Raw genomic sequence first — 22,909 nt, 5'->3', positions numbered from 1 at the left:
CATTTACTCAGCTTTTAACTGAATAAAGTTAATCTCATTTTTAGCCCCTAATCGAATAGGTAACATAAATGTTCCTGCCCCTTGTGATACGAAAACTTGAGTATCCTTGATTCGATATACTCCTTGATTAAATGGAAAAACATATTTTGCAATCCAAGTTGCTGGAAAAACTTGTCCTGCATGTGTATGTCCTGCAAGCATTAAATCAATTTTTTTATCTGCAATATACTCAATCCCAACAAGACTATGATGCATCAAAATAGTCGGCTGATGCTGTGAAATATCAAGCTGATTCATAACAGACTGAATGCTTTGCTTTTGATTTGATGGATGTAAATCAATGGTTTTGTCATCTGCTTTCATATAGTTTAAACCAATCAATTGAACACCATGCGTCTCTACACTTTGGTTGTGTAATATGTTCACCCCATTTTGATGAATGAGTTGCAAAGTCTTGTCGGTATCAATTTCATTTTCATGATTACCTCCAACATAATAGACTGGGGCTTGCAATTTTTTTAATTGTCTAAATTCATCTTCAGACAAAGCAACATCAGCATCAACCAAATCACCTGTAATTAAAATAAAATCTGGTTTGAGCTGATTGGTTTCCTGCACGATCTTACTTAAATAATCAGCACCACGATGATGACCCAAATGAACATCTGAAAGCTGTACAACATTTAAATCGCTGGATAAATTTTTCAGCTTAATTTCAGTGCTTGTAATTGAAAAACTACGCGCATTGATCGCACCAATTACCGTGATGATGATTGCAAAAACGATCGACAATATTCCTGTTATTTGATTACTTGGAAGTTTAACTAATTTTAAAAGGTGAAAAAATACCAGCATCAGTAATAAAAAAATATAAAAGGTAAATAAATAACCGCCGACAACATAAAAATAACCCATATTTTTACTTGCAGATGTCGCAGTTAAAATAATCATGATTAACAGCATAGTCACGACGGCGATAGCAAGCATCGCCGTTTTCTTATTTGCGTTTAGGCCGAATGATGTTCTTAATCTAGCATCCACATAAATTGCAGATACAGCAATGCCAATAACGAAGAGTAATGGAACTCCGATAACAAGAATGTATTGCATGATGACCATGACTCCCTTTGATTCTTAATTCAAATTACTTGGCTTTTTCGCAGAGTTCTTCACTCAAAATCCATAGATCAGTAGCAAGCTTGTCATCTAATGCTTGCTTAGCAGGCTTAGCGATTTTGCGTTTCGAAATATATTGTCCTTTTAACGATGCTGCCTCAGCAGATGTTGCAAGCCAAATCAAAGAATCAGCCCCTTGTTCAGGAGTGACTGCAAACGGCTGTGCTAATTTATAAACTAAATTGATGAACCAACCTTGATCTGTACCAAATGCACCAAAACTTGTATTGACCATGCCAGGCTCAAAACAGTTGGCAACGGCCGAAGTGCCCTCAAGCTTTCGTTGTAATTCTTTAGTAAATAAAATATTTGCCAGTTTGGAAGTTCCATATGCTCTTGGCCCAGAAACTTCTGTGTTGTAAGGGGTTTGGGCAAGGTCTAACTTTCCTCGTGCCTGCATAGAACTTGAAGTGCTGACCACACGTGCATTGGGTGTGTTTCTAATTAAATCGAGTAATGCCATAGTCATTTGAAAATAGGCTAAATGATTTAATGCAAATGTAATTTCATAACCATCTGAACCCAATACTGGTTTCTTAAATGTCGCTCCTGCATTATTTACCAATACATCGAGGCGATCATGTCTAGATTTAAACTCTTCTGCTGCACGACGAATGTCAGCCAACTTTGTTAAATTGCAAAGAATATAATCCAAATGAGAATGACCAGTCGAAGCTTTAAGCTCGTTTACAATCTGTTCTGTTTTCTCTTGATCTCGTCCAATTAAAGTGACAGATGCACCACGTTTTGCAAATTCCGTGGTGGCTGCCTTGCCAATACCATTAGTCGCACCTGTAACTAATATGATTTTGCCTATTAAATCTTGCTTCATTTTTGAAACTCCAAATAAAAATATATAAATTAAGCTTTAAGCCAGACTGTTTAGTAAACGTTGCCCCAGTTGGTTGATGTCTTTTGATTCAAGAATGAAACGGTCTGCTTGACCTTGTACAATGCCAATCATGGCTTGTCCCAAGATCTCCGACGTCGTAAATAACCACGGGCAATATCGAACCAGATATGGAAAAATAGGATTCAAAGGTTTCATCAGCTCCACACCGATTTGATATGCTCGTGTTCTACTCGAAATTCCTGTTCCTGCTCGAATAAAACCTGGACGTACAGCGCCGGCATATTGAAAAGGCATCTTCTGTAATTTTTGTTCTACACGCTGACGTACTCGTGCCCACATACCACGACCACCTGCACCACCCGCAGAGCAATAGCAAAATGAAAATTGAGGATTGATTCGGACCAAGTTTTCAGCCCAAAATAAAGTAAGCTCTTCGGTAACTTTGGCATATTCAGCTTCATTTTTACCCACAGAACTTGTCCCGATCGCCCAAATACACGCGTCGTATCCTATAAGTTCATTTTGTATTTCAGTCACTTGGAATAAATCTTTTAGCAACAACTCTTTTAGTTTTGCATGCTCGATGCCACAGCTTTGCCGCCCAACCACCAGAACGGCTTCGATATCATCTTTCTGTAAGGCTTCACGCAATACACTCTTCCCGACCATGCCTGTTGCACCCAAAATAATAAGTTTCATAAATTTATTGCCTTTTAAATTCATATTAAATGAGTGATTAATTACTCATTTAATATCTAAAAAAATTACTGATATGCAATCACTCGCCAAAATGCTGCAAAACCATCGCGTAATAACGCTTCAGCATTGTTTACATCAAGTTTCATAAATTCCATCGTGGTATTCGCCATCGTCACCATGATTGCGCCGACATAATCAGGAGACTGATGACTTAACGCTCCCTCTGCCATCGCATTTTTAAGAACAATGCTGATATCACAGAAAGCATCATTACCTATCGCTCTGGTTGTATCTGTCACAATAGAAGATAAGCTTAATGTGGCTAAAACCTGCTGTCCATGAGGATTAGATAATCCCCAAGAAATATAAGCTCGCCAAGCAACTTGAACCTGCTCACGTAACTCAACAGACTGTTCAGGCAAAATGAGCGCTGAGCGTAACTGTTGTTTGAGACTCAGATACAACTGATTAATGAGCTCATCTTTATTTTGAAAATACGTAAAAATCGTACCTTCAGAGACATTGGCTAGCTTCGCAATTTTTGCTGTGGATACGCTGAGACCTTGCTCTGCAATCAAATTAGTCGCTGCATCTAAAATCGCTTGACGTTTTTCTTCACTTAAAGGACGTGCCATATCAACAGAATAAAATAATTAAGTACTCACTTAATTATTAATATAATTTAAAATGAAGTCAAATATTTTTTAACTTTTCTATAGTTGGTCATTTATATGCTGTATAAGCATATTTTATTTATGTTTTAAAACAATGACTTTTGCCTATATCGCGTAGCTCGATCCTTGCACCCCTTAAACACCTCATGAAATTTGGCACTTATTCACCATAAATATGACACGCCACTACCATCTCAATAGAGCAGATCTCATTACATTGAAAACTAACCTTAGCCCATATGAATGGATGCCAATATGTTAGATCAAAAATTAATGGATTTTCGCGAAAAACTGGTACTGGATCACTTTGCCGATGAAGTAAAACAGGATTTTGATGCTGTGCTCAGTACCTTTCCTCATCCGCATTATGAATTAATCGCGACTGGTGCCACACATGATGGACGTGATGATGTACTAAATTATCATCGTACCTCACGTAAAGCATTTCCCGACCAACATCACGAGTTAATCGCACTACGTCATACCGAAGATGCTGTGATTTGTGAATTTTGGCTATTAGGTACACACAAAGGTTATTTAGGTTCTGTACCTCCTACAGGAAATTCGTTCCGTGTGCGTATGTGTGCTTTCTTTATTTTTGAAGGTGAAGAGTTGGTGTGTGAGCGTATTTATTTCGATACTTTAAGCATTATCAAACAGCTCTTTAAAGGCTTTAACCTCAAATCCCCCAAAGGTATTTTGCAGTTTTACAAAGCAGCATCGGGTCTTCTACACGATATGAAAGACTTAAGCAAAGTCACGAAAGCGAAGCGCTAACAACGTATAGATCACTGTAATAATGAATAAAGGATAAAATTAATGGCAGATCTATTCAAACCCTTAGGCATGCAAGAAATTTCGGATTTTGATGGTACTCGTAATGCGCCTTCGCCTAAACAACGCTTGGAAAATGTCAGAACAGCATCGTTAAAGTTTCGACAAAAACTCATGCAGCAGGCAGATGTACAATATTATCAAAGTATTGATTTGGTTCGAGCACCCTATCCGACTTGGTATGGTTACACTGGTGTGTTTGCACAAAAGTCTTTGACCTTCCCTTTTTTACATTTGCTCAACCGTTTGTTCGTGATTCAATACAAAGACTTTCATGGGCAACTGAGAGTTTTATTGTTCTCACCTACTGATGTAGTGAATAATCGTAAAACGCCATTTTTTGAACGACTTGCAGGTTCATTACCCGAAAGTGCCTCAAAAGTCTTTGCTCCACAATACACCTCTGTTGAGCAAACGCTAGAAAGACTCAAAATTAAGCCTGAACAAGTGGATTATATTAGTTATGATCATTTGCACACCCAAGAACTTCGTAAATGGCTCGGTACAAAGGATCAGCCTGCCTATTTTCCAAATGCAAAATTACTGGTGCATGAAAAAGAATGGAACTGTGTTCAAGGCTTACTTCCTGTGCAATCGGACTGGTATTGTCCAAATGCCGTTGAAGGAATTGATGCAAATAAAGTCATTACATTTAAGAAAAGTCTGGCTTTGGGTGAAGGTTTAGCCTTGGTTCACACGCCCGGACATACCGAAGGTAATCATTCTTTGGTTGCAAAAGTCGATCAGCAGATTTTTGTTTCTTCTGAAAATGGCATCAGTTTAGATGCTTATGAGCCGAAAAGTTCAAAAATCAAAGCGATTCGAGACTATGCCGAAAGCACAGGTGTAGAAGTGATTCTGAACGGAAATACCCAAGAAGGCAGTAATGATCAATATATTTCCATGGTCATGGAAAAAACCATCGCTGGCCCATTAAAAACTAATCCTGCATTTCCAAGTTGTGCATGTAGCAGTGAATCTACGCCCTATTGGCTTTTCCCTGGACTTAAGCAAACGGAAATTTTAGGTGCACTTCAATTTGGGACATTAGTGATTTAATCATTTATTTTTTATCTCGCTTATGCTTTTTATATCGTTTGAAGACCCTTGAGCTTCAAGCGATTTTTTTTATTCTAAAATACATTATGTAACGTGAGTTAGACGCAACTATATCTTTAACCTATTGAAAAAACAATAAAATCATGCGGAGTCTTGCTGCGTTTTTACCCAATTTTAGGATCAGCCTGCGGCTAGCCCTACTTTTCTTTCGGGATGAGCCATGTATGGCGTAAGGGCAAAACCATTGTCAACCGCAAAACTCGTCAACCGCCAGCAATATATTTAATCAGTCGCAGAAACAATACCTTATAGAAATAGTCCTGCCTCAAACAGTTGCGGATGACGTTTCCGAGTATCATGTTTTATCAAGATTTTTATATCGAACTCAGGTTATGTATTAAAACTTCGATATTCTTTTGGGGTTTTGCCCGTCCAACGTTTAAAGGCGCGCTGAAAAGCACTTTGTTCTGAAAAACCCAGTAAGAACGCAATCTCCACTAAACTGAGTTGTGGGTTCCTCACATAGCTCATCGCAAGGCTTTGACGGATTTCATCTACAAAATGCCTAAAGTTCAGATGATGCCGAAGCATCTCTGTTTTAAGTTCGTCCACTGTAAAATCTGTCTGCTGTGCCAGCTCGTCAAAGGTCAAGCCACCTAACTGAAACGATTCAATAATCGCTTTACGTGCGACTGCTAACCAAGAGGGTTCGAGATGATTACCCAATTGCTTTAAAAGTTGCTGTCTCAAATCACTCATGACCAGATGCACCGACTCATTCGAGCTTGGTAATGGATAATCTAAAAAGTCCTCATGAAAACCAATCGCTGTATCTTTGGCATTAAAAATCAGTGGGCAACGAAACAGCGCATTATATTCACTGATATCTTCAGGCTGTTCATGCTGAAAAGAGACCCAAAGTGGGCTCAAATCCTGCCGATTAAACAGCTGACGAGATAAAGTCACATAAGAAGCTTGATGTAATTCATCTTGCAGTTTTCCTAAAGGTTGATCACCTGACAAATTACTTTTCCAGTAGCGGATATATTCTTTCCCATGCCGTTCAAAAATATTGCTGCCCGCATCAATAGTGAGCGCAGAATAATGGATATTTTGTTGCATGACTTCACGTGCATTTGCACAAGTCATGAGTGCAAAACCGTGTGGGCCTAAGTGTCCTGTCGTCACCAACTGCCCGAGCGTAATTCCAAGGTTAGGCTGTTTAAATTTGTCTTGTAATAAATGACAGGCCTGATTGAAGGTCTGAAAATCGACACGATCATTGGGTCGATCAAACAGATCTGGTGCGAGATTAATTTCCGCTAAAAACTGCGATACAGGATAATTTTTTCGCTGTAAATAGTCGAAAAGCAAACGCATATAGTGCACGGCAACACTATACTTTTTCTGTACAGGATCAATATCTTGCATCATTTTCCCACATATCCATATCTCGACTGAGACATCATTTCAAAATCTCAGGTCAATGAATTCCATTTCACGTCAATACCCTTTTTGCATTGTGCCCTATAGTCAGCTCAGCACTCAACTTTAAATCCAAACGATGAAAATACATTTGAAGATGAGTCTAAATACAAACCTAAACGCTTTTACATTATTCATTAAAGGATTAGACCATGAATATCAATGATTTCATCTTAAATCAACTGCCAACTGCATTAAACCCAGAAAATACAGATGGTGTTGAATGCATTCTGCAGCTACAGCTTTCTGCCCCTTACGTGATTCAAATTAATGATGGCACTTGTGACATTCAGCAAGGTGAAAATGCTGATGCCGATGTTGTACTAACCACCAGTGATGAGGTGTTCATTGAACTGATCACGGGCAAAATTTCAGGTGCAATGGCCTTTATGAGTGGCAAATTAAAAATTGATGGCGACATCATGTTGGCGAAAGAAATTAGCGATTATTTTGATGCATCAAAACTGGCTTAAAACTCGAATTTAGTCTGTTAAGGGCAAATACATTTGCCCGATTCAATTCAATTTAGAAAAGGAAATTCCCATGAGTAAAGATTTAGGTCCAGTTTGCCAAAACGGTTACATCGTCAAAGACATCGAAAAAGCCATGGATGAATGGATCAAGTTGGGCGTTGGCCCTTGGTTCTATGTGGAAAATGCCATGTTGGACAATTTCAAATACAAAGGTCAACCGCATGATATTGAAATGAAAGTTGCACTGGCCAATTCAGGCGATGTACAGATCGAGTTGATCCAGCAAACCAATGATGTACCGTCGATGTATCAGGATTTCTTAAATTCAGGTCGTGAAGGCTTTCAACATATTGCGTATTGGACCGAAGACTATGATGCCATGTATCAACACCTTCAGGATCAAGGCTTTAGCATTGTGCACGAAGGCCAAATTGGTGGGCCACAAGGTCGGATGGCGTATTTTGATACTGAACATGTTATCGGTACTGCATTAGAAATTTCTGAGTTGGCAGGCAGTAAAAAACAGATATTTGACTATATCAAAAAGGCATCCATCGGCTGGAACGGTAGCAAACCGATTCGTAAACTTTAAATCCAAGGTCTATAGTTCGAGGTCTATGATGAAATCCATATTATCAGGTGAACACGGCGCAGTTTTAGGTGAGTTAGAAAAACCTCAAGTCATGCCAAATCATGTTCTAGTTCAAATCAAAGCCTGTGCGCTAAATCGGGCAGATTTAAATATGTTAACGGGTGCAACACATGGCTTTGTCGGCGGACTCGGCTTTCCTGTCGGTGTAGAATGGGCTGGCGAGATCGTTGAAGTAGGTGAAGCGGTTCAACAATGGCAAGTCGGTGACCGTGTCATGGGTGCAGGCCCTGGCGCATTTTCTGAATATACTTTAGCCAATGCAGCATGGATTTATCCCATTCCCGATAATCTGAGTTTTGAGCAAGCAGCCACTTTACCTGTTGCCTTACAAACCACACATGATGCCATTGTGACCAATGGACAGTTGCAAGCAGACGATCATGTACTGGTTGTCGGTGCAAGCTCGGCTGTGGGTTTGATGGCAATGCAAGTGGCTAAGTATTTAGGTGCAAAACAAGTGATTGGCACATCAACCACAGTCGATAAACTTGAAAAGCTGGCTGAATTTGGTGCCGATGCAACAGTAAATACCAAAGATGAAGACTGGGCCAAACAGGTCCTCAAACTCACGAAACGCAAAGGTGCAGATCTGGTGATCGACTTTTTGGCAGGCCCTTTATTTAACGCCACCATGTCCATTACAAAGATCGCTGGAACCATTGTCAATGTCGGACGTATGGCGGGTGAAACAGGTGAAGTTGATTTTGATCAGCATTCAATGCGTCGGATCAATTACAAAGGTGTGAGTTTCCGTACACGTAATCCAGATGAAATTGCAGAAGTCATCCAGAAAGCGAAAGATGCACTCATTCCCGCTTTGACAGAAGGTCAAATCAAAATGCCGATTGATGCAGTGTATCCATTTGAGCAGTTTAATGATGCCTTCGACAAAATGAAGAAAAATCAGCATTTTGGAAAAATTGTGTTGACGCTGTAATCATTCCATCACGCGTCATTTCCCCTGAATATGACGTGTTTTGAAAAAACCTATTTACCCCTTTGGGTTTAAATTCACGACATGAAAAGTCCATCTGTGAGAAAATCATCTATAAAAAGCCTACTCATGAAAAAACCAGCTACGAGAACAGCATGAAAATACATCATTTAAATTGTGGGACAATGTGTCCACTATGCGCCAAACTGATCAATGGACAAGGCTCATATACCGAACCGGGTAAATTGGTTTGTCATTGCCTTTTGATCGAACATGACAACCGTTTGATGATGGTTGATACAGGGATCGGCTTACAAGACATCCAACGTCTTGGAAAAACCTTTCAGAAAAGTTTTAAACCGAAACTCGATCCACAAGAAACCGCATTTGAACAAATCAAGCAACTTGGTTATGACCCTGCCGATGTAACTGATTTATTTCCAACCCATTTAGATTTGGATCATGCAGGTGGATTTTCCGATTTTCCTCAAGCCAAAGTCCATGTCTATCAGCCTGAACTTGAGCAAATTACCCAACCCACATGGAAAGACAAATTACGCTTTAGGTTTAATCAATTTAAGCCTACACCCAATTGGCAAGTCTATAAGCAAACCAATAGTCAATGGTTTGGACTGGATGCGATTTCATTAGAGGAGACGCTCAAGCTCAATATCTTTATCATCCCACTTATTGGGCATACCAAAGGTCATGTTGGTATAGCCGTGCCACAAGACTCGGGCAAATGGTTATTGCATTGTGGTGATGCCTATTACCACCATAGCCAATTAGATGAAACTGACCATATGCCAACAGGACTCAAGTTTTTTGAGCGGATGGTACAAGCCATACCCCAAGCACGACACAATAGCTTAGAAAAGCTCAAAACACTTAAAGCACAACATAGCGATGAGATTGAATTTTTCTGTGCACATGATCCTGTAGAACTCGAACGTTATCAAATAAATGAAAACTAATGTAGTACTGCTCACCACCTCAATCATGCAATAACTATAAAGCCTATGTCTTCAACACATAGGCTTTGTTGTATCCGTCCATGCTATTTCATTTTTCTAATATCTCGTTTTTCTAATGTTTCTCTTTTCTCATATTTTGCTTTTTCCAAATAGAAGCAATGATTTGCTCTAGCCGATGAGATGACACCAATTCACCAAAAGATTGGCACATTTATACCATTTTCAATCCTTAAATTTAATAAAAATAGACGTACAGAGCACAGATGCTCAGTTCAAACAACAGTACAAAAGGATTTTAAAATGAAAATACGCATCGTTGCATTTTCAATCATTTACTTATCTACAGGGCAGCTATATGCCGCAGCAATAGATCGTTCGGGTCAGTCTATTTTACCCTTCTTACAAAAAGGTAATTATTTTGAAGCAGGTTATTCCGTACTCGATCCAAATGTTTCTGGAAAAATTAAACCTGATTTTAGTAAAGGGGGGCTAACGACAGCAGCCAATATGGAAACTGGTGATATTGCAAATAGTTACGCATTCCCTAGTGCAGCTTTAAAATTCCAATTAACAGACCATTTTTCTATAGGCTTTTTATATGACCATCCATTTGGTGCAGACGCAGGCTACCCTATTAAAGACTATCCAGCATACACTCAAGGCACTGAAAAATCTGAATCTGAAGTAGTCACACAAAGTTTAAGTACGATTCTCGGCTATCAACCCAATGAACACTTCAACGTCTATGCAGGACCTGTACTGCAAACCACCAAAGGCAATAGTCGTTTAAGAGGTGCCGGTTATAACTGGATTAAATATGACATGAATGCACCAGAAACAGATGGTGTAGGCTGGCTCGCAGGTTTTGCTTACAGTATTCCTGAAATTACCTTACAGGCTGCGGTGACCTATCGTTCTGAAATTGATCATGACATTGACATGACTGAATCTGTACAGATTTTAAATCCGACCAATCCAGCTCTGGGTTATGTCAATTTGGGTACAACAACATTGGAGTCAACCGTCACCACACCGCAGTCTGTGAATATTGATCTGCAATCTGGCATTATGCAAGATACAGTCGCTTTCGCCAATTTTCGCTGGGTGGAATGGTCGAAGTTTCGAATTTCCCCTGAACGTCTTGCACAGCTCACCACGCAACTCACAGGAAAAGCTGTTGATCTTGCGGCATATAGTGATGACCAATACGCAGCCAATATTGGTATAGGGCGTAAATTCAATACACATTGGTCAGGTTCTGTCTCACTCGGCTGGGACAGTGGCGCGGGTAACCCTGTGACAACACTAGGTCCAACCGAGGGATATTGGAGTATTGGACTGGGTGCAAAATATGCACCTGCACCCAATTATGATATTTCTTTGGGTTTGAAATATTTTATGTTTGGAGATGCCAAAGCACAGTCAGGTTTTGATTTTGGTACAGACAATTATGATGCAATTTATAAAGACAATGATGCATGGGGTTATGGCTTAAAAATAGGTTACCGTTTTTAAGCACATAAATACTGTCAGTCTATTGAAATGGACTACTTTTATATCAAAAACTGGATGAATTAACTTCAACCTTTGTTATAAAACATAGCCATAACATGATTATAAAAAAGCGATCACTTGATCGCTTTTTTTAAACTAAGTCACTTTTAAACGCTGTAACTGAGCCTGTTGCCATTGCTTCGGTGGCATACCAAACCAACGCTTAAACGCCTTGGTAAAGTTCGATACATCGTTATAGCCTAAATGATTGGACAGCTCGATGAGTGTGATTTTTTTATGGAGTAAATAATCCTTTGCCACTTCAGCACGCGAAGCTGACACCAATGCATCATAAGTCGTATCATGCTCAGCTAACTTTCTAAAGAAAGTCCGTCTAGATAAATGCAGCCGTTCTGCCATTTCTTCAGCTGTCAAAGGCTGCTGTAAATTTTGTAAAACCAACAGTTTTAATTTAATCAGCCAGTTTTCCCCGTGTTGTTTAAATAGATTTTGCTCTGCTTCACACATCTTTATAGCCTTTTGAAAGGCAGGAAAGTCAGCACCCGGAAGCTTCTCATCAAGCACATTGACATTAAAATAAATGGCACAGTGCTGCTTATTCCAACTAATTGGAGCATTTAAGAAACTAAACTTTTCAGCATATTTAGGTTTTTCATAATCGAGTTCAATCTTGAGCTGTGGCAATTCATGTTCTAATAAATCCCCTAAAATCCGAATGATTGAAAGGCAAAGTGCTTCTTGCGTATAGTAATAGGTTAAGCCAAGTGGAATCTGCTTCCCAAAACGAATGCAGACCATTCGGTCTTTAATTTCATACGAGAAATGTATTGTTGGATCTATCAATGTACTAAAACGATTACATACTAAAAAGGCATCTTTTAAGGTCGGTGCTGACATCAGTGCGATACCAAAAGAACCAAAATGTGATAACCGAATATGCTGACTAAATGAGACAGAAATCGCTGGATCATTGGTTAAATTGAGTGCGTTTTGAACAATGACTGCAATTTGTTTTAAGGTGAAATACGTATCAATAGACTCTAAATCATCAATATGTATACCTGAATGTTCTAAGATAGCTGTGGCTGAAAAGCCGCGTGACATAGTCATACGCACAAATGCAGCAGGCAAATGTACAGGAATAATTGGAGCAGACATGCTCTTGTCGTCAAAATCCATTTTTAACTCCGACCTATAGAATAATTATTTCAATTTTTTCATTTATATATTGATCACTATAGGCAATATTCATCATAGCAAAATTGTCACGTTTGTACATTTTTTTGGCACTTTTCTACCAAAGTATTTTCCTCGACTGCTTGATATTAAGTGTGATCAAACGTGTTTAAGAAAAGCGTCGTAACACAGCAAAAAAATATTCATTTAAAAAAAATTGCTCAGCAACGCTGTAAACGATTCCATCCCTTAGACACTCAAAATTGAATAACACGCGCTATGAAGGAAGCTTGCTATGGATTCAGCATTTATCACCATCGGTATGCCGATTGCCCTGATTATTATCATGATGGGCTTGGGTTTTGAAGTCACGCTACAAGACTTTAAACGTGTTAAAAACAACCCTAAAAATGTACTCATTGCACTGTTTTGCCAGCTGGTACTTCTTATTACGATTGCCTTTTGTCTAGCCAAACTTTTTCAGCTCAAACCACTACTCGCTGTTGGTCTGATGATTTTAGCAGCCTCACCTGGCGGGAGTACTGCCAATTTATTCAGCTATCTCTTCAAAGGTGATATTGCACTGAATATCACACTGACTGCTTTTAATTCGGTGATTGCAGCCTTTACTTTACCTATAGTTGCAACCTTATCACTGACCTATTTTATGCAAGATGACACCACTGTTGGAATTCAACTAGATAAACTGATCCAAGTTTTTCTACTGATCTTACTGCCTTTGGTTATCGGTATGATTATTCGTGCAAAAAAACCACATTTTGCCAAGAAAATGGAAAGTTTCGTAAAATACTTTTCGGTGACGTTTCTCGTGGTTATCTGTATTGGTGCATTACTCAAAGAAAAGGCAAATATCGCCAGCTATTTTGCTGATGTTGGATTAGTCTGTGCACTATTCTGTGCGATCAGCTTAACCATCGGCTATTTTATTCCTAAAATATTTAAGATGAATGAAGCAGAAGCTCGAGCATGTGCTTTTGAAATTGGTATTCATAACAGCGCAGTCGCTTTAACTATTGCGATCTCGGTACTCGGCAGTACCACTATTGCCATCCCTGCTGCAGTGTATTCAGTGATTATGATTTTTTTTGCTTTTGCAGTTGGATTTATCTTCAAATATAAAGACAAACGTCAAAAGCTGGTTAATTCAGTTGTAGCTCGGGATACCTTATAAAAACTGCAGTTTACTATAGACACGAACATGAGTACTTAAAGTTAACTTCATATCACTGAACCTTGAAATAAACACATTTTATTTCAAGGTTATGTCATCGCCAAATGTATGAAGGTTTTTCTTAAAGTCACGCAATATGGTGCCAAATCTAAAGTGCCGCTGAATGTGTTTGGCGTACTGGCTCGTTTAGATAAACTATTTCCCAATTATCTTTTTTTTATGAAAAGTATTTTATTTAAAGGAAATATTGGTCGTGTTGATAAAGAGCTGATTGTCCTTAGAATTGCTTGGAAACTAGAGTGCTCTTATGAATGGAAACACCATACCCATTTTGCAGCAGAACTCGGTATTAAAAATCGTATTGTTGAATCTATTACGCTAGATCATTCTGAATTATGAGATGACAAACTCGCTACGATGATCAACAGTGTAGATGCTTTACTCACGGATAAAACTTTAAATAACACACAATTTCAGCAGCTCAAAAAATACTTTAATGATGACCAAGTTGTTGAATTTTGTATGTTGGTTGGTCATTACGTCATGGTAGCAATGACCATTAATACCTGTGGTGTTCAGCCTGAATAAGACTGCGAGTATTTATATCAGTATCCACGTAAGTTAAAAGTGTATTTTAACACTGCATTAACAAACTGCTTTTAACTCAAGTGGATACTAAAACCCAACATCATGAATATCTATAGGGATCTGTATACACTCAAAATATTGAAAATACATATAGACATTTAACCTATTCATATACTTTTTTCTTTCAAATATAATGTCAAACTTTTTAATAGGCCGTTGATTGTCGCAAGGTTTTAATTAAAAGCTCATAAAGGTGATCTACGGCTTTAGAGCCCTGTGAGATACGACTACGATAGACCGATACTTCCATCGGCTCCAAAGGCCCTAAACCCTGTTCCGCACCTAAAATATCTAAATGAGATGGCACGCTACATTTGGTCAGGACAGCAACAGCCAAACCACTTTCAACAGCAGCGATCTGCCCCACTAAGCTAGAACTGTGATAAACCACCTTATAACGACGTCCCTGTAAAGCGAGTGAATGAATTGCACTGTGTTTAGCTAGACTAGCACTTTCATAAACAGCTATAGGTAGCGGGTCATTTTTCCAAATATCAAATTGTGGTGAGCCGACCCAGACCATTGGTTCGTGGAACAGCAAAGTACCCTGCCGAGGATCATCACGAGAAATCAAGGCTAAATCCAAGTCTCCACTATCCACACGCGGAATCAAAGAAGTGGATTGTTCACAATAGAGTTCGATTTCAACGCCTCCATATCGTGGTGCAAAGCGCTTTAATACAGGTGTGAGATATTGCGCAGCATAATCATCAGGGACCCCCAGTCGAATTCGCCCCACTAGCTCATCTTTATGAAAAGCTTGTTGCGTTTCATGATGTAAATCCAAAATCTGTCTTGCATAACCTAAAAGAAGCTGCCCTTCAGCGGTCAATTCAATCTGTCGATGGGACCTGATGAGAAGTTGACACTGTAGCGCATCTTCTAGTTTTTTGAGCTGCATACTTACCGCCGACTGTGAACGATAAAGCTCAGGAGCGGCATGAGACAACGTTCCCATATCAACCACTGTGACAAAGCACTTTAACCAGTCAATCTGCAAATCTTTTAAGTTCAAGACCGCCCCACCTATTCGATTTTCAAATAGTATACTTAAGTTTTATGCGTTTTTCTTTTTCTCTTTCTAAGTGCATAATTTACAACAGATCAAGTCTTACAAAGTATCAAGTTGTATTGATGCCACTCTGCTACTCACGCCCTAACTTGAGACATACGACTGATAATGAAAAGGAAATAGCTTTGTCTAATACAACCCAAGAGATATATAGCCTCAACACTTCAGATGTTTGGTCTGGCTTTAAAAGCTTATTGCCTATTTCACTTTTCGTTGTGATTTTTGGTGCAGCCTTTGGATTGGCCTCGACACATACAGGTTTAAGTAACGATTCCAGTATGTTAATGAGCGCCTTGGTTTTTGCAGGCGCTTCCCAATTTGCAACTTTGGAATTATGGGGCGAACAAATATCATTGTTTCCGTTGATGATTACCGTTTTCTTTATTAATGCACGTCATCTTTTAATGGGGGCTTCTCTTTACCCGTGGTTACGCCATCTTTCTCCAATGAAAAGATACGGTGTTCTGCTTGTGATCTCGGATGCAAACTGGGCTTTATCTTTACAAGCCTTTAGCCGAGGTCAATCTGGTTTTGGATTGTTATTTGGCGGAGGTTTAGCACTTTGGGTCGCATGGATTATAGGTACATGGCTTGGCTTGTATTTTGGGCATAGCATTCAAAATCCAAATGCTTTTGGGCTTGATATGGTTATGTCTTGCTTCTTATTGGCAATGGTTGTAGGTGGAAAAAAAGATCTACGCATGGTGTTGATTTGGGCTGCATCTGCTTGTATTTCACTATTGGCTTATTGGTATTTGCCGAAAAATAGTCATGTGGTTATTGGCGCACTCGCAGGTGGTGTTATTGGTTTGCTTTGGAAAGAGAAAAAAATATGAATATAGAGCTAAGTACAGCATATCCGTTGACCATCATCGCAATTATGGCCCTCGTCACACTTGTTACACGTTGGGGTGGCGTATTTATTATGTCTTATGTCCCCATCACTGATACTGCTCAACGGTTTATTACTGCAATGTCAGGCTCTGTACTGGTCGCACTTTTAGCTCCGATTGCTGTTGAGGGCGATAATGGCGCGCGATTGGCCTTATTAACGACGCTTGTTGTGATGTTGGTGGTGAAAAAGCCATTGCTTGCAATTGCCTCTGGCATCATCGCCGCAGCGTTATTTCGTCAATATTTTTAGTTGTTTTAAAACATCCTCAGAAATGAATAGGCCAATGATAAAACAATCTTTAGCTGTGGTTTTGATTCCGGGCTTTATGTTAGATCAATCTTTATGGGATGACTTTGTGCAAGAGCTGCCCTCAGAATGGCAATTGATTCGAGCCAATTTATCGCATGGAAATTCCATCCCAGAAATTGCTCAATATATGATCCGCTCTTTACCTCCAAAATTTATCTTGATCGGTTTTTCTTTAGGTGGCTATGTTGCAAGGTCTATAGCGGAGCAGTTTCCAGAGCAAGTTTCTGCATTGATTCTCATTGCATCCTCACTACGTTCTGATACAGCACAGCAAAGACAGCAGAAAATGATGGTGATTAAACTGAGTTCAAAAGAAATATTTAAAGGTTTAAGTTCAACGGCTATTCGGAAAACCTTGCACCCTTCAAATAATTACAATGATAGGCTGATACATAAGATTCAGAAAATGGGACAGCATTTAGGCTATGACACCTTTGTGAGACAGTCTCTGCTGAATAGAAATGAGCAGGATACAACAAAAATTTTATGCCCCACTTTGATTATTTACAGTGAGCAAGACCAAATCCGTTCAGCAGATGAAGCCAACGAATTACATCAACAAATAAAGGGTTCCGACTTGGCTGTGATTGAAAATACGGGGCACATGATACCTATGGAACAGCCCAAAGCATTGACACAGGTTGTTTTGAAATGGCTCAATCGTGATTACCTTTCAAGTCAGTTCGAAAAATAATTGACCTATCAATATAATAGAGACTGAAAAGAGCCCTTTAGTAAAGTCTAAGACAATTCATCATCAGATAAAAAAGGCATATTGTGGAATATGCCTTTTTTATTTACTTAAACGTATTTCTTAAAAATTCACAGTCCATGAAAACTGCGCTGTACGTGGTGTGCCCAGAAATAAATAATCATCCCCGAAGAAGCTTCCTGCATCGCGCCAGTATTTTTTATTGAACAGGTTGTCCACGTTCAGACGCAGCATATTTTCATAACCATAAGCACGGAAGTTATAAGCTGCACCCGCATCGAATACGGTATAGCCTGAAACTTTAACCGTACCCGTTTTATTGGCGTATTTACTGCTGCTGTATTGCATACCTGCAAGTAAACGTAAGCCCTCGACTTGAGGCATTTGGTAAGACACATGACTGGCAAAACGTAGCTTTGGTACGTTTTGGGTCTGATGCCCTGCATATTCATTTGCTTGTACATCTTCTAAACGTGAACGGGTCAGTGCCAACGTCGATGTCATATCTAGATTCTCAGCAACACGACCTTGCAATCCCAATTCCAAACCTAAGTTGTGTTGTTCACCATCGGTGACATAATTACTAGCACTATTGGTATATTGATTGTCTTGTCTTAAATCGAATAATGCCGCTGTGAACAACATCGTTTGCCATTGCTGTTTAAGGCCCAACTCGTACTGAGTTGAATGTCTTGGCGCTAAGGTAGCATAAGCATTATTGGCATACCACGGCGCTTGACTACCATCGCTTATCCCTTTTGCATAAGAAGCATAAAGATGAGTATTTTGCCAAGGCTGGTACATCAGAGCGAGTTGCGGTAAGAAACGATTAAAGTCGGTCTCGCGAATATTGTTACCATCCGCAGCATAGGCACTTTCATTTAAATGTAAAAGCTTACCGCCCAACAAAACTGACCATGCATCATTCAATTTGATTTGATCTAGTAGGTTTAAAGCAGTTTGTTGACTATCCAATGATTTGTAATGATTACCTAAGGCTTTATCTGTAGGTGTATAGGTAATAGGATCATGATCAATATTTCCTGAACCTATCCATTCATTGATTGCATCATACTGAGTATGACGTTTGTAAGCATGTGACAACTCTAAACTCAGGCTATGTTGCCATGCTCCAGTGCTGAATTTTCCGTTCAAACCTGTTTTAAATTGATTGGTGAGATAACTGTCATCTGGGCTGCGGAAATCATAAATGTCATAGTTACCCTGTTGGTCAAAGGTATAGGCAAAAGCAGAGTAATCATCTACGATCACACGGCTTTGTGAAGCTGACAGATTGCTACTCCAGTTATCATTGATTTGATAACTATATTTAAGACTCGTATTTAGACTTTCATTGGTGATCGGTTTGCTCCAGCTTTGATAACCCAGCAAACGATCCCATTCCACTCCTGTCGGTACAGTTTCACCACCCAATAGCTGATAGCCCGGTACCGAACGCTGTTTTTGACGCTGTGATTCAATATCAAATTCGAGTTTTGAACGATCTGAAATTTTCCAGTCTAAAGCCAAGGAACCAAACAAACGTATACCGTCAGCATGTTCAACATAGGGATGAATGTCTTCATACGCTGCATTCACACGATAACCAAACTGTTGATTGTCTCCAAGCCATCCACCAAAGTCTGTTGCCACACGACTACCGCCATGACTATCTGCTTCAAGAGTTAAAGATTGGACATCTTTGGGGCGTTTACTTACATAATTCACGACTCCACCTGGGGTCGACATCCCACTTTGAATCGCGCTCATGCCTTTGAGTATTTCGACTTGCTCTTTATTTTCAAGCGCTACATTTTGCTCACCACGAAGCAAATTACCGTTCAGTAAATAACTTGATCCGGCATTTAGGCTAAATCCCCGCATTACAAAGTTTGCATAGTAGCCAATCGGTGCATAGCCATCACCAACAGATGCATCGTTTTTTACTACATCGCTGAGTGTTTTCGCATGTTGATCTGCTATCAGTTCAGCAGTAACGGTGTTAATAGATGCAGGAATGGCTGCAAGGTTTTGCTGGGCAAAACCAGACAAATTAACTTTGGGTTGATAATACGTAGCTGGTTCAGCTTGAGCAGTCGCTGTTATGGTTGCAAGTTGTGCCACATCACTGTCTTCTGCCGCATGTACCCATACCGAGTTCAGCCCTAGACATGAAAATGAACCAACCGCCAGTAATGCTTTTTGTAAACGAGAAAAAGGATACGTTTTCACAGTAGTTGCTAACCCCAAAAAATAATATTACAGCCCAAGTTTTTCGGCTTGAGTATTCACAATTTTCTTAGAATGAACAAGCACATTATTCAACATATCTCAGCTTTTTAAATAATTTTGAAATAACCTTAAAAATAAAAATCTCATACAGCTTTTAGTCTGGCCTTAAGGTCTACAAGAAATATACGACTTGACAACGTCATCTGTAATCTGAGTAAACCTGAATTTTGGCTCAGACATTAAATAAATGGCTAAGAATGAAATGAAAAATTAAACCCATTTTTTTAATTGTGTCATGATGAATATTTATTTCTATACTTTTTGATTTATTTAATTTTTTTAGAGATTAAACCAATATTGCTAACACAAACCAAACAAAATGTTATAACATAACAATACAGCATCTAAACTACGCTCCATCATGATGAATAAATTTACACTTCTTTCTTCCAGTTTATATTTAAGCCTATTAAGTTCTTTTACATGGGCTGAAACCTCTACAGAAGTACTCAAGACCATCCAATTGCAAGCCGAAACTGAAGATGAAAGCTTGCAACAAAGTACCGCAATGACTAAGTTTTCTCATGACATTTTAGACGTACCTTTCAGTCGAAGTTTGTTATCTAAAGCTCTAATTCAACAACAAGATGTACAGCGTATTGATGACGCACTAACACAAGTAAGTGGTGTTTATAATCAAACCAATTATGGTGGCGGATTTTGGGATAACTTCTCATTCAGAGGTTTTAGTACAGACCCAAATATTGGGGCACAAATTATAAGAAATGGCCTAAGTGTCAACCGTGGACTCAGTGCGCCGCGAGACATGGTGAATATTGAATCCCTCGACTTTTTAAAAGGCCCTATGGCCGCTTTATATGGTCGCGGGGAAGCTGGCGGTTTACTCAATATCAACACCAAAAAACCGCAGTGGGAAAGCTCTTCAGAAGTTAATTTACGTGCTAACAGTTTAGAAAAGTATCGTGCCAGTTTTGAACATACTAGCCCAATAAATGATGCTGTGGCTTATCGTATTGCGGTCGCACATGAAGATAATCAAAGTTTTCGTGATCATGTGCACAGTGAGCGTTGGTTTTTCTCCCCTCAACTTACATGGAAAATTTCAGATTCGACCCAATTGGACTTTGATAGCGAATTTACCCGACAAGATGGAACTTTTGATCGTGGTGTGAGCAGTTATCAAAAACAATTTGTGATGGACCCAAAAACATTTACAGGCGAACCTGATGATGGTGATCATATTCAAAAAGATCATTTTTATCAGCTTCGACTTGCGCATCAGTTTAATGATGACTGGAAAATGAATAATGCACTCAGCGCAAAAGATACTCAACTCAAAGGCTTTTCCAGTGAACCTCGTCGTATTCAGAGTGATGGACGGACATTAGAACGTCAACGTCGCTATCGTGACAATAAAAGTGATGATGTTCTCTTTCAAACGGAGCTACTTGGGAAAATCCAACAAGGCTGGGCACGCCATGAAGTACTTTTGAGCACTGAACTTGGACAAATGAAATACCGTCAATTACAACTGCGTCGAAACCACAGCAGTAGCGTGCCAAATAGCATTGATATCTATGATCCAAATTATGGGCAGTATTCGCCAGAGCTTCCTCTTTTCATTAATACCGAAGAACAGCAACGCTATTTTGCACTGAATCTACAAGATCAAATTTTTCTGAATGATCAATGGAGTGTACTGTTTGGTGCGCGTTTTGATCACATTAGCCAAGATTTTCAAAATAAACTTGCACATACATCCAACCAACAAGACTTGCAACAAACCAGTCCACGCTTAGGTTTAAACTACCGACTGAATGATCGTTGGTCATGGTACGCCAACTACGGAAAATCCTTTGCCCTCAACAGTGGAATGGACAGAAATGGCAATGTTTTTAATCCTGAAAAAGGCAAAAGCTATGAAATTGGTGGGAAATATCAAATAAACCCACAAAGTTTAATCAGTTTAGCCCTGTTTAAAATGGATAAAGAAAATGTACTGACTACCGATCCAACAGATAGTAGTTATCAGATCACCGCTGGAGAAGTCTCTAGTAAAGGCTTAGAGTTCGATATTGAAACCCAACTGAGTGATCGACTCTCTGTCCGTGCAAATTATAGCTATACAGATGCACAAGTGGAAAAAGACCAGAGCCTTGTTAAAGGTTCGAGGTTGAGTAATGTGCCAAAACATAGTGGTTCTGTGAGTAGCAACTACGAATGGGATCTTGCCAATGCAGACAAAGTTGGAGTTGGCGCAACGGCAGTCTATGTTGGTAAACGTAGTGGACACAGTACAGATAATGGCTTCAACTTACCTGAATATACGTTACTCAACTTAAACGCTTACTATGCCCCATCAGATCAGCTACGTTATCAGCTCAATGTGCATAATCTTTTAGATGAAACTTACTATGTCGCAAGCTATAGCGATATGTGGATTCAACCAGGCGATCCTTTAAATGCATCGCTCTCGGTGCAATGGAAGTTTTAAGAGCCAAAACCAGACATGATCTATGCTAGATTATGTCTGGTTTCTCAGTCATTTTTATAGATTTGAGGCCAAATAAATTGATTCACTAAGCTGTAAAACCACCATCTACAGCATACTCAGCGCCAGTCACAAAACTGGCTTCATCTGATGCTAAAAATGCAACGACCGAAGCAACATCATCAGGTTGACCAAAATACCCCAACGGAATCATTTGGCTGACTTTATCAATATGGGCCTGAGATTCTTCAAAAGATAAATCCGCTTTTTCATAAATTGGGCTATCAATTGGGCCAACTGAAACAGCATTTACTCGAATTTTTTCTACAGCCAACTCTCTTGCCAAAGACTTTGTGATTGCTGAAAGTGCTGCCTTACTGGCCGAATATAGAGCCATGTTTGCAAGTGGTCGTTGGCTGACCGAAGAGCCAATATTGATGACGCTTCCTTTGGACTCCCGCAATAAATCTAAACTTTGACGAATAAACTCCACAGGACCACGAACATTGATATGAAAAATAGCATCAAAAGATAAAATATCTAAGTTTTCGATACTTGCAACGGGAGCAACACCTGCATTATTCACTAAAATATCCAAGCGACCAAAGCGGTGTTTAAGCTCAGCAATCGTGTTTGAAATGTCTTCCAAACATGCAATATCACCAACGACATAGTCAATATTTTGATGTTGACTTGTTTCAACTAAAGGCGTGTTTGTCCGTCCCATAATCAAAACTTTTGCTCCTTCATTGGCTAAACGTTCAGCAATTTTTCGACCGATACCAGAGCCTCCTCCCGTGACCAAAGCGACTTTATTTATTAGCTTCATTTTA

The 22,909-nt window shown here is 39.4% G+C and carries 23 protein-coding genes; 14 read left to right on the top strand and 9 right to left on the bottom strand.

Going from position 1 to position 22,909, the window contains the following annotated elements:
* Positions 1 to 3: 3 nt before the first annotated feature.
* The 4 genes from ACZ8ZH_RS08845 to ACZ8ZH_RS08830 all read right to left on the bottom strand — a co-directional run bounded on the left by ACZ8ZH_RS08845 (position 4) and on the right by ACZ8ZH_RS08830 (position 3,363).
* Entirely contained in the window at positions 4 to 1,110 is a 1,107-nt protein-coding gene (locus ACZ8ZH_RS08845; protein WP_162900282.1) for a metallophosphoesterase, read from the bottom strand.
* A gap of 34 nt (positions 1,111 to 1,144) precedes the next feature.
* On the bottom strand, positions 1,145 to 2,008 hold the full coding sequence (locus ACZ8ZH_RS08840; protein ID WP_119063960.1) for an SDR family oxidoreductase: 864 nt from the start codon (positions 2,006 to 2,008) through the stop codon (positions 1,145 to 1,147).
* Between the two features lie 36 nt (positions 2,009 to 2,044).
* Positions 2,045 to 2,728 (bottom strand): NAD-dependent epimerase/dehydratase family protein, encoded by a 684-nt coding sequence (locus ACZ8ZH_RS08835; RefSeq protein ID WP_119064051.1) that lies wholly within the window; start codon positions 2,726 to 2,728, stop codon positions 2,045 to 2,047.
* Positions 2,729 to 2,793: 65 nt separating this feature from the next.
* Entirely contained in the window at positions 2,794 to 3,363 is a 570-nt protein-coding gene (locus tag ACZ8ZH_RS08830; RefSeq protein ID WP_110975054.1) for a TetR/AcrR family transcriptional regulator, read from the bottom strand.
* 294 nt (positions 3,364 to 3,657) lie between these two features.
* On the opposite strand from ACZ8ZH_RS08830, the gene ACZ8ZH_RS08825 reads away from it, so the two are divergent.
* Positions 3,658 to 4,179: an ester cyclase gene (locus tag ACZ8ZH_RS08825; RefSeq protein WP_119063959.1), complete on the top strand. Its 522-nt coding sequence runs from the start codon at positions 3,658 to 3,660 to the stop codon at positions 4,177 to 4,179.
* Positions 4,180 to 4,221: 42 nt separating this feature from the next.
* Positions 4,222 to 5,295 carry an MBL fold metallo-hydrolase gene (locus tag ACZ8ZH_RS08820; RefSeq protein ID WP_086210507.1) on the top strand — a complete coding sequence of 358 codons (1,074 nt, stop codon included), beginning with the start codon at positions 4,222 to 4,224 and terminating at the stop codon, positions 5,293 to 5,295.
* A gap of 390 nt (positions 5,296 to 5,685) precedes the next feature.
* Here the strand turns inward: ACZ8ZH_RS08820 and ACZ8ZH_RS08815 are convergent, their stop codons facing one another.
* On the bottom strand, positions 5,686 to 6,729 hold the full coding sequence (locus tag ACZ8ZH_RS08815; protein ID WP_086210506.1) for an AraC family transcriptional regulator: 1,044 nt from the start codon (positions 6,727 to 6,729) through the stop codon (positions 5,686 to 5,688).
* A gap of 203 nt (positions 6,730 to 6,932) precedes the next feature.
* On the opposite strand from ACZ8ZH_RS08815, the gene ACZ8ZH_RS08810 reads away from it, so the two are divergent.
* From ACZ8ZH_RS08810 to ACZ8ZH_RS08790, 5 genes are all read left to right on the top strand, one after another.
* Entirely contained in the window at positions 6,933 to 7,253 is a 321-nt protein-coding gene (locus ACZ8ZH_RS08810) for an SCP2 sterol-binding domain-containing protein (RefSeq protein WP_086210505.1), read from the top strand.
* A 70-nt stretch (positions 7,254 to 7,323) separates the two neighbouring features.
* A complete protein-coding gene (locus tag ACZ8ZH_RS08805; RefSeq protein WP_086210504.1) occupies positions 7,324 to 7,845 on the top strand; it encodes a VOC family protein in 522 nt (173 codons plus the stop codon).
* 25 nt (positions 7,846 to 7,870) lie between these two features.
* Positions 7,871 to 8,842: a quinone oxidoreductase family protein gene (locus ACZ8ZH_RS08800; protein WP_470247909.1), complete on the top strand. Its 972-nt coding sequence runs from the start codon at positions 7,871 to 7,873 to the stop codon at positions 8,840 to 8,842.
* A gap of 152 nt (positions 8,843 to 8,994) precedes the next feature.
* Positions 8,995 to 9,813: an MBL fold metallo-hydrolase gene (locus ACZ8ZH_RS08795; protein WP_119063957.1), complete on the top strand. Its 819-nt coding sequence runs from the start codon at positions 8,995 to 8,997 to the stop codon at positions 9,811 to 9,813.
* Positions 9,814 to 10,113: 300 nt separating this feature from the next.
* Positions 10,114 to 11,328, top strand: coding sequence for an OmpP1/FadL family transporter (locus tag ACZ8ZH_RS08790; RefSeq protein WP_119063956.1), 1,215 nt, complete (start codon positions 10,114 to 10,116; stop codon positions 11,326 to 11,328).
* Between the two features lie 135 nt (positions 11,329 to 11,463).
* Here ACZ8ZH_RS08790 and ACZ8ZH_RS08785 read toward each other — a convergent pair whose 3' ends face one another.
* A complete protein-coding gene (locus ACZ8ZH_RS08785) occupies positions 11,464 to 12,507 on the bottom strand; it encodes an AraC family transcriptional regulator (protein WP_086210501.1) in 1,044 nt (347 codons plus the stop codon).
* 292 nt (positions 12,508 to 12,799) lie between these two features.
* Here ACZ8ZH_RS08785 and ACZ8ZH_RS08780 point away from each other — a divergent pair, with 292 nt between their 5' ends.
* From ACZ8ZH_RS08780 to ACZ8ZH_RS08770, 3 genes are all read left to right on the top strand, one after another.
* A complete protein-coding gene (locus ACZ8ZH_RS08780; protein ID WP_086210500.1) occupies positions 12,800 to 13,696 on the top strand; it encodes a bile acid:sodium symporter family protein in 897 nt (298 codons plus the stop codon).
* 108 nt (positions 13,697 to 13,804) lie between these two features.
* Positions 13,805 to 14,095 carry a carboxymuconolactone decarboxylase family protein gene (locus ACZ8ZH_RS08775; protein ID WP_086210499.1) on the top strand — a complete coding sequence of 97 codons (291 nt, stop codon included), beginning with the start codon at positions 13,805 to 13,807 and terminating at the stop codon, positions 14,093 to 14,095.
* An 18-nt stretch (positions 14,096 to 14,113) separates the two neighbouring features.
* The gene (locus tag ACZ8ZH_RS08770; protein ID WP_162900281.1) at positions 14,114 to 14,284 is read left to right on the top strand and encodes a carboxymuconolactone decarboxylase family protein; all 171 of its coding nucleotides are present in this window, start codon (positions 14,114 to 14,116) and stop codon (positions 14,282 to 14,284) included.
* 205 nt (positions 14,285 to 14,489) lie between these two features.
* Here ACZ8ZH_RS08770 and ACZ8ZH_RS08765 read toward each other — a convergent pair whose 3' ends face one another.
* A complete protein-coding gene (locus ACZ8ZH_RS08765) occupies positions 14,490 to 15,359 on the bottom strand; it encodes a LysR family transcriptional regulator (RefSeq protein WP_119063955.1) in 870 nt (289 codons plus the stop codon).
* Positions 15,360 to 15,541: 182 nt separating this feature from the next.
* On the opposite strand from ACZ8ZH_RS08765, the gene ACZ8ZH_RS08760 reads away from it, so the two are divergent.
* Genes ACZ8ZH_RS08760 through ACZ8ZH_RS08750 form a run of 3 tightly spaced genes read left to right on the top strand, consistent with a single transcriptional unit; the run spans position 15,542 to position 17,314 of the window.
* On the top strand, positions 15,542 to 16,252 hold the full coding sequence (locus ACZ8ZH_RS08760) for an AzlC family ABC transporter permease (protein WP_086210497.1): 711 nt from the start codon (positions 15,542 to 15,544) through the stop codon (positions 16,250 to 16,252).
* On the top strand, positions 16,249 to 16,560 hold the full coding sequence (locus ACZ8ZH_RS08755; RefSeq protein ID WP_086210496.1) for an AzlD family protein: 312 nt from the start codon (positions 16,249 to 16,251) through the stop codon (positions 16,558 to 16,560). Before ACZ8ZH_RS08760 ends, ACZ8ZH_RS08755 begins: the two co-directional genes overlap by 4 nt.
* A gap of 34 nt (positions 16,561 to 16,594) precedes the next feature.
* Positions 16,595 to 17,314, top strand: a complete 720-nt coding sequence (locus ACZ8ZH_RS08750; protein ID WP_119063954.1) for an alpha/beta fold hydrolase — start codon at positions 16,595 to 16,597, stop codon at positions 17,312 to 17,314.
* Between the two features lie 120 nt (positions 17,315 to 17,434).
* On the opposite strand, the gene ACZ8ZH_RS08745 is transcribed toward ACZ8ZH_RS08750, so the two are convergent.
* Positions 17,435 to 19,564: a TonB-dependent siderophore receptor gene (locus ACZ8ZH_RS08745; RefSeq protein ID WP_119063953.1), complete on the bottom strand. Its 2,130-nt coding sequence runs from the start codon at positions 19,562 to 19,564 to the stop codon at positions 17,435 to 17,437.
* Positions 19,565 to 19,985: 421 nt separating this feature from the next.
* Between ACZ8ZH_RS08745 and ACZ8ZH_RS08740 the strand changes: the two genes are divergently transcribed.
* Positions 19,986 to 22,079: a TonB-dependent siderophore receptor gene (locus ACZ8ZH_RS08740; RefSeq protein ID WP_119063952.1), complete on the top strand. Its 2,094-nt coding sequence runs from the start codon at positions 19,986 to 19,988 to the stop codon at positions 22,077 to 22,079.
* A gap of 85 nt (positions 22,080 to 22,164) precedes the next feature.
* Here ACZ8ZH_RS08740 and ACZ8ZH_RS08735 read toward each other — a convergent pair whose 3' ends face one another.
* Entirely contained in the window at positions 22,165 to 22,905 is a 741-nt protein-coding gene (locus ACZ8ZH_RS08735; protein WP_119063951.1) for an SDR family NAD(P)-dependent oxidoreductase, read from the bottom strand.
* Positions 22,906 to 22,909: the final 4 nt, after the last annotated feature.

It is taken from the genome of Acinetobacter sp. SW-226 (assembly GCF_055632855.1).
Note: the sequence above shows the minus strand (reverse complement) of the source record. Positions and strands in the feature narration are given on the sequence as shown.

What these genes read in the sequence shown, in the direction of transcription:
- ACZ8ZH_RS08820 (WP_086210507.1), top strand. Translation starts at nt 4,222, where the DNA reads ATGGCAGATCTATTCAAACCCTTAGGCATGCAAGAAATTTCGGATTTT.
- ACZ8ZH_RS08840 (WP_119063960.1), bottom strand. Translation starts at nt 2,008, where the DNA reads ATGAAGCAAGATTTAATAGGCAAAATCATATTAGTTACAGGTGCGACT.
- ACZ8ZH_RS08845 (WP_162900282.1), bottom strand. Translation starts at nt 1,110, where the DNA reads ATGCAATACATTCTTGTTATCGGAGTTCCATTACTCTTCGTTATTGGC.
- ACZ8ZH_RS08755 (WP_086210496.1), top strand. Translation starts at nt 16,249, where the DNA reads ATGAATATAGAGCTAAGTACAGCATATCCGTTGACCATCATCGCAATT.
- ACZ8ZH_RS08825 (WP_119063959.1), top strand. Translation starts at nt 3,658, where the DNA reads ATGTTAGATCAAAAATTAATGGATTTTCGCGAAAAACTGGTACTGGAT.
- ACZ8ZH_RS08750 (WP_119063954.1), top strand. Translation starts at nt 16,595, where the DNA reads ATGATAAAACAATCTTTAGCTGTGGTTTTGATTCCGGGCTTTATGTTA.
- ACZ8ZH_RS08795 (WP_119063957.1), top strand. Translation starts at nt 8,995, where the DNA reads ATGAAAATACATCATTTAAATTGTGGGACAATGTGTCCACTATGCGCC.
- ACZ8ZH_RS08775 (WP_086210499.1), top strand. Translation starts at nt 13,805, where the DNA reads ATGAAGGTTTTTCTTAAAGTCACGCAATATGGTGCCAAATCTAAAGTG.
- ACZ8ZH_RS08835 (WP_119064051.1), bottom strand. Translation starts at nt 2,728, where the DNA reads ATGAAACTTATTATTTTGGGTGCAACAGGCATGGTCGGGAAGAGTGTA.
- ACZ8ZH_RS08790 (WP_119063956.1), top strand. Translation starts at nt 10,114, where the DNA reads ATGAAAATACGCATCGTTGCATTTTCAATCATTTACTTATCTACAGGG.
- ACZ8ZH_RS08805 (WP_086210504.1), top strand. Translation starts at nt 7,324, where the DNA reads ATGAGTAAAGATTTAGGTCCAGTTTGCCAAAACGGTTACATCGTCAAA.
- ACZ8ZH_RS08770 (WP_162900281.1), top strand. Translation starts at nt 14,114, where the DNA reads ATGATCAACAGTGTAGATGCTTTACTCACGGATAAAACTTTAAATAAC.
- ACZ8ZH_RS08785 (WP_086210501.1), bottom strand. Translation starts at nt 12,507, where the DNA reads ATGGATTTTGACGACAAGAGCATGTCTGCTCCAATTATTCCTGTACAT.
- ACZ8ZH_RS08780 (WP_086210500.1), top strand. Translation starts at nt 12,800, where the DNA reads ATGGATTCAGCATTTATCACCATCGGTATGCCGATTGCCCTGATTATT.
- ACZ8ZH_RS08810 (WP_086210505.1), top strand. Translation starts at nt 6,933, where the DNA reads ATGAATATCAATGATTTCATCTTAAATCAACTGCCAACTGCATTAAAC.
- ACZ8ZH_RS08740 (WP_119063952.1), top strand. Translation starts at nt 19,986, where the DNA reads ATGATGAATAAATTTACACTTCTTTCTTCCAGTTTATATTTAAGCCTA.
- ACZ8ZH_RS08815 (WP_086210506.1), bottom strand. Translation starts at nt 6,729, where the DNA reads ATGATGCAAGATATTGATCCTGTACAGAAAAAGTATAGTGTTGCCGTG.
- ACZ8ZH_RS08830 (WP_110975054.1), bottom strand. Translation starts at nt 3,363, where the DNA reads ATGGCACGTCCTTTAAGTGAAGAAAAACGTCAAGCGATTTTAGATGCA.
- ACZ8ZH_RS08735 (WP_119063951.1), bottom strand. Translation starts at nt 22,905, where the DNA reads ATGAAGCTAATAAATAAAGTCGCTTTGGTCACGGGAGGAGGCTCTGGT.
- ACZ8ZH_RS08800 (WP_470247909.1), top strand. Translation starts at nt 7,871, where the DNA reads ATGATGAAATCCATATTATCAGGTGAACACGGCGCAGTTTTAGGTGAG.